Raw genomic sequence first — 6,355 nt, 5'->3', positions numbered from 1 at the left:
AACGACAACCAGCCCAAGGAGCCACAAGCCTAGCCCCTCATAAAACGACATTCACCCCTGCCCAACCGGCCAAGATGAATGTCGTTTAACCGGCCATGCTGCTTGACGCTCTCCAAGAGACATAGAGATCGTGTGATCGGGCGCCGAAAAGCAGACTTTGCTCGCACCGCAACGGACCTCCGCCTGGTTCACGCAACCCGATACCTGCCGCTCGCCAACGCGCGTTAGCTGGGAGCGCCAGTTTGCAGCCGCGCCGGGCGGCTGACTCGCTCACACCGCGGAGGTAAGCTCCCTCGCGCGACCTCTTTAAGTGCTTGGCGCGCGCTTGAGAACTCCTGTCAGCGGCGGGGGACCCCAGCGGGCTCCTGCGTGCTCGACCGCGTCGAGGCGATCAATCCATGCACGGTGTCGCTGACCGGCCAACGACCCTATTGGCACGCACACCTCGCATTTCATCGCCGAGCTGTGCCTCGCCTTGATTGCCCAATTAGGAGTGCCTCATCACCTTTCGTCCGCAAGGCCGTGAAGTATATTCATGGCGACCAACGAAGGCACAGATGAGAACCGACAGAGCAGCACGGACGAAGGCGAGCGGTAGCGCCGCGGTGGAGGACCGCCCAACGCAGTTGATCGAGATCGCCTCACGCCTTTTTGCCATCCATGGCTACGCCGGTACCTCACTGCGGGACATCGCGGAGGAAGCCAACATCACAAAGGCGGCGCTCTACTATCACTTCCCTAACAAGGAAGCGCTCTACAAGCAGATCGTTGTGGACAGTCTCGAGGCCCTGCTTGATCGCGTCAGTGACGCGGTAGAGCGGGCCGACGGGGCGACCGAACAGGTCCGCGCCTTCATGCTCGCCGCTGCGGACGTCTTCGCTGAAGCGCCCGACGCGTGGATCGCGGGCTCCAATGTCTTCTGGTCGAGTATGGGTCCCCAGATACGCGAAGCCGCGGTCGGGCGCCGAGACAGATTCGAGAAACTGCTACGCACCTGCATTGCCCGAGGCGTGGCTTCAGGCGAGTTTCGCGAGGTCGACTCGGCGACTGCGGGGCGCTTGTTGCTGTCCGCGCTCAATCAGATGACCCGATGGATCAAGCTGGATGGTCGGCTGACACCGAGGCAGGTGATTGAGCAGTATCTCGACATCATCCTGCTTGGGATGAAGGGGCCAGGGGCGGTCAAGGGCGCGAAGGCCGCCGGGCGCCGCGCGGCGTCGAAGATCTGAGGGCCGCGTCCCTGCCGTGTGCTGGCGCCGGACGGCGGTTTCCTTCAGGGATGTCTCGCTGACCCGGCCTCGTCCTGACTGCGGGGCTGCTGCGTGGTAGCCAGTAGCGCATGGACCGGATCGTTGCCCCGCACCCCACCGGTCGGCTGCCTCGGACCGAACCGCTCCGCCTCGCTGCCCTCGGGCGTGCCCAGCGGCCGCACCCAGTCATACACCACCGTGCGCTGCGCGATGCGCCACTCCTCGCCGCGCTTCTCGAAGCGGTCGAGGTAGCGGCCGGCGAGGAACACCTCGCGCGCAATGCCTTGCGCGTCGCGGTCGCGCTGCAGGGCCGTGAAGTAGGTCTCCACCGCGGCTTGCGTGCCGCGCAGGGTGATCGACAGGTTGGCGACGTTGTGCACCGAACGCTCGCCCTGGGTGCGCAGTTTTTCCAAGGCCCAGTCGATGAATCCCGTAGCGCCGCCCTCATAGGGCCCGTGGCGGTCGGTGGCGTCCGGCCAATAGGCACTGCGCAGGGACGCCTCGTCCTGGCGGTCGATGCCGCGGCAATAGCGAAACATGCACTCGCGAATGGCCTCGCGGTCCATCAACTCGACCACGCTGGCGTACATCTCGTGACTGTTCATAGGGTATCTCCTGATCTTTAAGGCTATGCCAACTTACTAACCGGCCGGTAGAATTTTCTGCAAATAGAGCACGGAAGGCAAGCATGGAAATACGCATGGAAGGCAAGGTCGCCCTCGTGACGGGCGGGGCACAAGGTATAGGGCGCGCCGTCTGCGAACGGTTCGCCGCCGAAGGCGCGATCGTCGCGGTTCTCGACATCAAGGCCGACAACGCCGATCGCGCCGCGGCGGCGATCCGCGAGCGCGGCGGTCAGGCCGTGGCCTGTGCCGGCAACGTGGCCGAGCGCGCCACCTTCGAGTCGGCGGTCGCCATGCTCGAGCGGGACTACGGCCGGCTCGACGTGCTGGTCAACAACGCCATCTGGGTGCGCTACGGCCCGATCGACGCGATCACGCCCGAGATGCTCGATCGCATGGTCGGTACCGGTTTCAAGTCGGTGGTCTGGGGCACGCAGGTCGCCGCCGGCTTGATGGCCAAGGGCCGCGGCGGCTCCATCATCAACATCGCCTCGGCGGCAGCCTTCCTCGGCATGCCCAACGGACTGATCTATTGCGGCGTCAAGGCTGGCGTGCTGGGGCTGACACGCGCCTCGGCAGTGGAACTTGGTCCGAAGAAGATCCGCGTCAACGCCATCGCGCCCGGCACCATCTTGACCGAGGGCGTGAGCATCAACGTCGACGAAGCTGGCATGGCCAAGCGCATCGCGCGCACGCCGGTGGGGCGCCTGGGCCAGGTCGAGGACATCGCGAATGCGGCCGTGTTCCTGGCCGGCGATGAGAGCGGCTTCATGACCGGCGAATCGATGCTGATCGATGGCGGCGTGACCAAGGCATTCCTCTGATCAGGCATACGCTCATGCATTCGCTCCATCCCCTCTTCTTCCCGTCATCAGTGGCGATCATCGGCGCGTCGTCCGACCCCGAGCGCATCGGCGGGCGGCCGCTTCGCTTCATGGTCGAGGCGGGCTTCGCCGGCGCGTTGTACCCCATCAACCGCAGCGGCGCCGCGGAGATCCAGGGCCTGCCCGCATTCGCCAGCCTGGCTGACGTGCCCGGCGCGGTGGACCATGCCATCGTCGCGGTGCCCGTGCCGGGCGTCGAGGCCGCGCTGCAGGACTGCGCCCGCAAGGGCGTGAAGGTGGTGCAGGTCTTCAGCGCAGGATTCGCCGAGGCCGATGCGGCGGGGGCCGAGCTGCAGGCGCGGCTGGTGCGCATCTGCCGCGAAGCGGGCATGCGCATGGTCGGCCCCAATGCGCTGGGGCTGCTCAATCCGTCGGCGAAGTTCTACGCGACCTTCTCCACCGCTCTCAATGGCCTGCGGCCCAAGCCGGGCGTGATCGGCATGGCCACCCAGAGCGGCGCCTTCGGCTCGGCCGCCTACGGCATGGCGACCTTGCGCGGGATCGGGCTGAGCCGTGTGATCGCGACCGGCAACGAGGCCGACGTGGACGTGGCCGAATGCATCGACTACCTGGCCGACGACGCCGACACGCGCGTGATCTGTGCCGCGCTGGAGGCCTGCAAGGACGGTGCCCGGCTGCGCGCGGCCCTGTGCAAGGCCGCCGCCGCCGGCAAGCCGGTGGTGATCATGAAGATCGGCCGCACCGAGGTCGGCGCCGCCGCCGCCGCGACGCACACCGGCTCGCTGGCGGGCAACGATGCGATCTACGACGCCGTGTTCGCCGAATGCGGCGCCCACCGCGCGGCATCGATCGAGGAGATGCTCGACATCGCGCACCTGTGCGCCGTCACCGGCCAGCTGCCGGCCAACGAGCGCATCGGCATCATGACCGGCTCGGGCGGCATCGGCATCCTGATGGCGGACGACGCGTCCGACTTGGGCATGACTCTGCCGCCGCTCGCAAGCGCATCGGCCGGCGCCCTGCACGAGCTGCTGCCCTTCGCGGTGCCGGCCAATCCCTACGACACCACCGCGCAGGTGACCTCGGTGCCGGACGGCGTGGCGCGCGTGCTCGATGCGATGCTGCTCCCCGGCTCGCCCTTCGGCACCTTGTTCGCCTATCTGGCCCATGTCGGTCTGTCGCCATCTCGCTTCGAGTCGACGGAGCGACGAATGATCGAGATACGAGCGTCGCATCCGGACCGGCCGCTGGTGCTGGTCATGCTGTCCGAGCAGGGCGTGACCGAGCGGCTGGAGGCCGCGGGCGTCGCCGTCTTCGCTGATCCGTCCCGCGCGGTGCGCGCGGTCGCCGGAGCGGCGCGCATGGCAAGACTGCGGCGCGAGATGCGCGGCGACAGCCCCGCCGCCAGCGGCTCGCAGCCACTGCCGCAGGCCGCGACCGAGGCCGAGGCCAAGGCACTGCTCGGCGCGGCCGGCATCCCCGTGCTGCCCGAACAGACCTGCACCAGCGCCGCGTCGGCATTGCTTGCCGCGGACGGCATGGGCTACCCGGTGGTCGCGAAGATCGTCTCCGCCGACATCCCGCACAAGACCGAGGTCGGCGGCGTGCTCGTGGGCCTGGCGGACGCCGGCGCGGTGGCTGCCGCCTACGACACTCTGATGGCCCGTGCGGCCGAGCGTGCGCCGCAGGCCCGCATCGACGGCGTGCTGATCGCGCCGATGGTGCGCGGCGGCGTGGAGACCATTATCGGCATCCACATGGATCCGGTGTTCGGGCCGATGGTCATGTTCGGCCTCGGCGGCACGGCCGTCGAGCTGTTCAAGGACGTAGCCTTCGCTTCCGCGCCGCTCACGCCCGCGCAGGCGATGTCGTTGGTCGACGCGGTGCGTTCATCGGCCCTGCTGAAGGGCTGGCGCGGCGGCCCGGCCTACGACACGCAAGCCCTAGCCGACGCGCTCTGCCGGCTGTCGGAATTCGCGGTGCGCCATGCCGACCACCTGGCCGGCATCGACATCAACCCCTTTGTCGTCAACCCCCAGGGGGGCGTGTGCCTGGATGCCCTGATCTCCGTGCGCCAAGCCCCCCACAACCCCAACCCAAGAGAACACGCATGATGGACCTCAAGACACTCACCCTGACGATCGAGGACGGCATCGCCGTCGTCACACTGAACCGCCCTCCGGTCAATGCCCAGAACGCCGAGATGCGCGCCGAGATCACGGAGCTGTTCGACACGCTTAGCGACATGGACGAGGTCGCCGCCATCGTGCTAACCGGCAGTGGCAAGCTGTTCTCTGCCGGCGCCGACATCCGCGAGCGGCCCAACCTGGCGGCCACGCCGGGCGCCTACGGCCGGCACAACCGGCTGGTGCGCGAGTCGTACTACGCGGTGGTCGAATGTTCCAAGCCGGTGATCGCCGCCATCAACGGCGCCGCGCTCGGCGCCGGCTTCGGCCTGGTGATGGGATCGGACATCTGGGTCGCGTCGGAGGACGCCTATGTCTCGATGCCCGAGATCAACGTCGGCCTCGCCGGCGGCGTCACCTTCCTGCAGAAGTTCTTCAGCCAGTCTCGCGCGCGACGAATGTTCTACACGGGCATGCAGGTGTCGGGAGAGGAGCTGTACCGGCTCGGTCTGGTGGAAGCGTGCCTGCCGGCCGCAGAGCTGATGCCCTGTGCGATGGGCATCGCACGAGAGATCGCCTCCAAGAGCCCGATTGCGGTGCGCTTGGCGAAGGAAGCGGCCCGCATGACGCTGACGATGCCGCCGCGTGACGCCTATCGCTACGAGCAGGGCAACACAGTGGCACTGTCGAAGACCGAAGACACCAAGGAAGCGCAGCGCGCGTTCTTCGAGAAGCGCAAGCCGGTCTTCACCGGCCGCTGAGCTAGGCACGTCATCCACATTCCACCGACCCGTTCGCATCGCCATGTCCCAACGCCGAACCGCTTCATCGCCACCCGCCCGCGCGGGCGTGTCCGGCGCGCCGGACACGCGTGAGAACCAGCTGCTGGCCATCGCGCGCCGCCTGTTCGCGCGCGATGGCTACGAGCGCACCTCCATGCGGGACATCTCGGAAGCCGCGGACATTACCAAGGCCGCGCTCTACTACTACTTCCCGAACAAGGAGGCGCTGTACGAGCGGGTCGTGCTGGACTCGATGCAGTCCCTGGTGGACGACGTCTCCGCCGCCGTGGCGGCCGCGGACTCGCCGACGGCGCGCATCCGCGCCTTTATGAGATCCTCGGCGGAGGTGTTCGACCTGGCGCGCGATCGGTGGATCGCCGGCTCCCGGGCCTTCCGAGAAGGCGGCAGGAGAGGGCAGCACCTGGCCGCGGTCGCGCTGCGCGACCGCTACGAGAGCCTGTTGCGGCAGTGCATCTCGGAGGGTATCGCCAGCGGCGAGGTGCGCGCCATCGATCCCGCCATCGCGGGCTGTTTTCTGCTTTCGGGCCTGAACCAGATGACGAACTGGCACCGGCCGGATGGCCGCCTCGGCGTCGCCGAGGTGATGCGGCAGTTCCTGGATATGGCGCTGCACGGCTTGCTCGCCGAAGCGCCGCCGGCGCTGTCAGCGAAGGCCAGGCCGCGCAAGGCTCGTCGCCCCCGCGCGGCCCTTCCCGCAGGAGTCTGACC

At 67.8% G+C, this 6,355-nt stretch carries 6 protein-coding genes; 5 read left to right on the top strand and 1 reads right to left on the bottom strand.

The annotated features are described in order from the left end of the window. The first annotated feature begins 557 nt into the window (after window positions 1-557). The gene (locus tag ACSFBL_RS34560) at window positions 558-1,229 is read left to right on the top strand and encodes a TetR/AcrR family transcriptional regulator (protein ID WP_435520331.1); all 672 of its coding nucleotides are present in this window, start codon (window positions 558-560) and stop codon (window positions 1,227-1,229) included. Between the two features lie 44 nt (window positions 1,230-1,273). On the opposite strand, the gene ACSFBL_RS34555 is transcribed toward ACSFBL_RS34560, so the two are convergent. Beyond that, on the bottom strand, window positions 1,274-1,855 hold the full coding sequence (locus ACSFBL_RS34555; protein WP_435520330.1) for a nuclear transport factor 2 family protein: 582 nt from the start codon (window positions 1,853-1,855) through the stop codon (window positions 1,274-1,276). 83 nt (window positions 1,856-1,938) lie between these two features. Between ACSFBL_RS34555 and ACSFBL_RS34550 the strand changes: the two genes are divergently transcribed. Genes ACSFBL_RS34550 through ACSFBL_RS34535 form a run of 4 tightly spaced genes read left to right on the top strand, consistent with a single transcriptional unit; the run spans window position 1,939 to window position 6,353 of the window. Then, window positions 1,939-2,697: an SDR family NAD(P)-dependent oxidoreductase gene (locus ACSFBL_RS34550; protein WP_435520329.1), complete on the top strand. Its 759-nt coding sequence runs from the start codon at window positions 1,939-1,941 to the stop codon at window positions 2,695-2,697. A gap of 14 nt (window positions 2,698-2,711) precedes the next feature. Continuing rightward, window positions 2,712-4,832: an acetate--CoA ligase family protein gene (locus ACSFBL_RS34545; protein WP_435520328.1), complete on the top strand. Its 2,121-nt coding sequence runs from the start codon at window positions 2,712-2,714 to the stop codon at window positions 4,830-4,832. Then, entirely contained in the window at window positions 4,832-5,605 is a 774-nt protein-coding gene (locus ACSFBL_RS34540; RefSeq protein WP_435520332.1) for an enoyl-CoA hydratase/isomerase family protein, read from the top strand. Before ACSFBL_RS34545 ends, ACSFBL_RS34540 begins: the two co-directional genes overlap by 1 nt. A 43-nt stretch (window positions 5,606-5,648) precedes the next feature. Beyond that, window positions 5,649-6,353: a TetR/AcrR family transcriptional regulator gene (locus ACSFBL_RS34535; RefSeq protein WP_435520327.1), complete on the top strand. Its 705-nt coding sequence runs from the start codon at window positions 5,649-5,651 to the stop codon at window positions 6,351-6,353. Window positions 6,354-6,355 lie beyond the last annotated feature (2 nt).

This window comes from Variovorax glacialis (genome assembly GCF_051216375.1).
GTDB lineage: Bacteria > Pseudomonadota > Gammaproteobacteria > Burkholderiales > Burkholderiaceae_C > Variovorax.
Note: the sequence above shows the minus strand (reverse complement) of the source record. Positions and strands in the feature narration are given on the sequence as shown.

Coding starts and splice junctions, on each gene's coding strand:
- ACSFBL_RS34550 (WP_435520329.1), top strand. CDS start 1,939: ATGGAAATACGCATGGAAGGCAAGGTCGCCCTCGTGACGGGCGGGGCA.
- ACSFBL_RS34535 (WP_435520327.1), top strand. CDS start 5,649: ATGTCCCAACGCCGAACCGCTTCATCGCCACCCGCCCGCGCGGGCGTG.
- ACSFBL_RS34540 (WP_435520332.1), top strand. CDS start 4,832: ATGGACCTCAAGACACTCACCCTGACGATCGAGGACGGCATCGCCGTC.
- ACSFBL_RS34555 (WP_435520330.1), bottom strand. CDS start 1,855: ATGAACAGTCACGAGATGTACGCCAGCGTGGTCGAGTTGATGGACCGC.
- ACSFBL_RS34560 (WP_435520331.1), top strand. CDS start 558: ATGAGAACCGACAGAGCAGCACGGACGAAGGCGAGCGGTAGCGCCGCG.
- ACSFBL_RS34545 (WP_435520328.1), top strand. CDS start 2,712: ATGCATTCGCTCCATCCCCTCTTCTTCCCGTCATCAGTGGCGATCATC.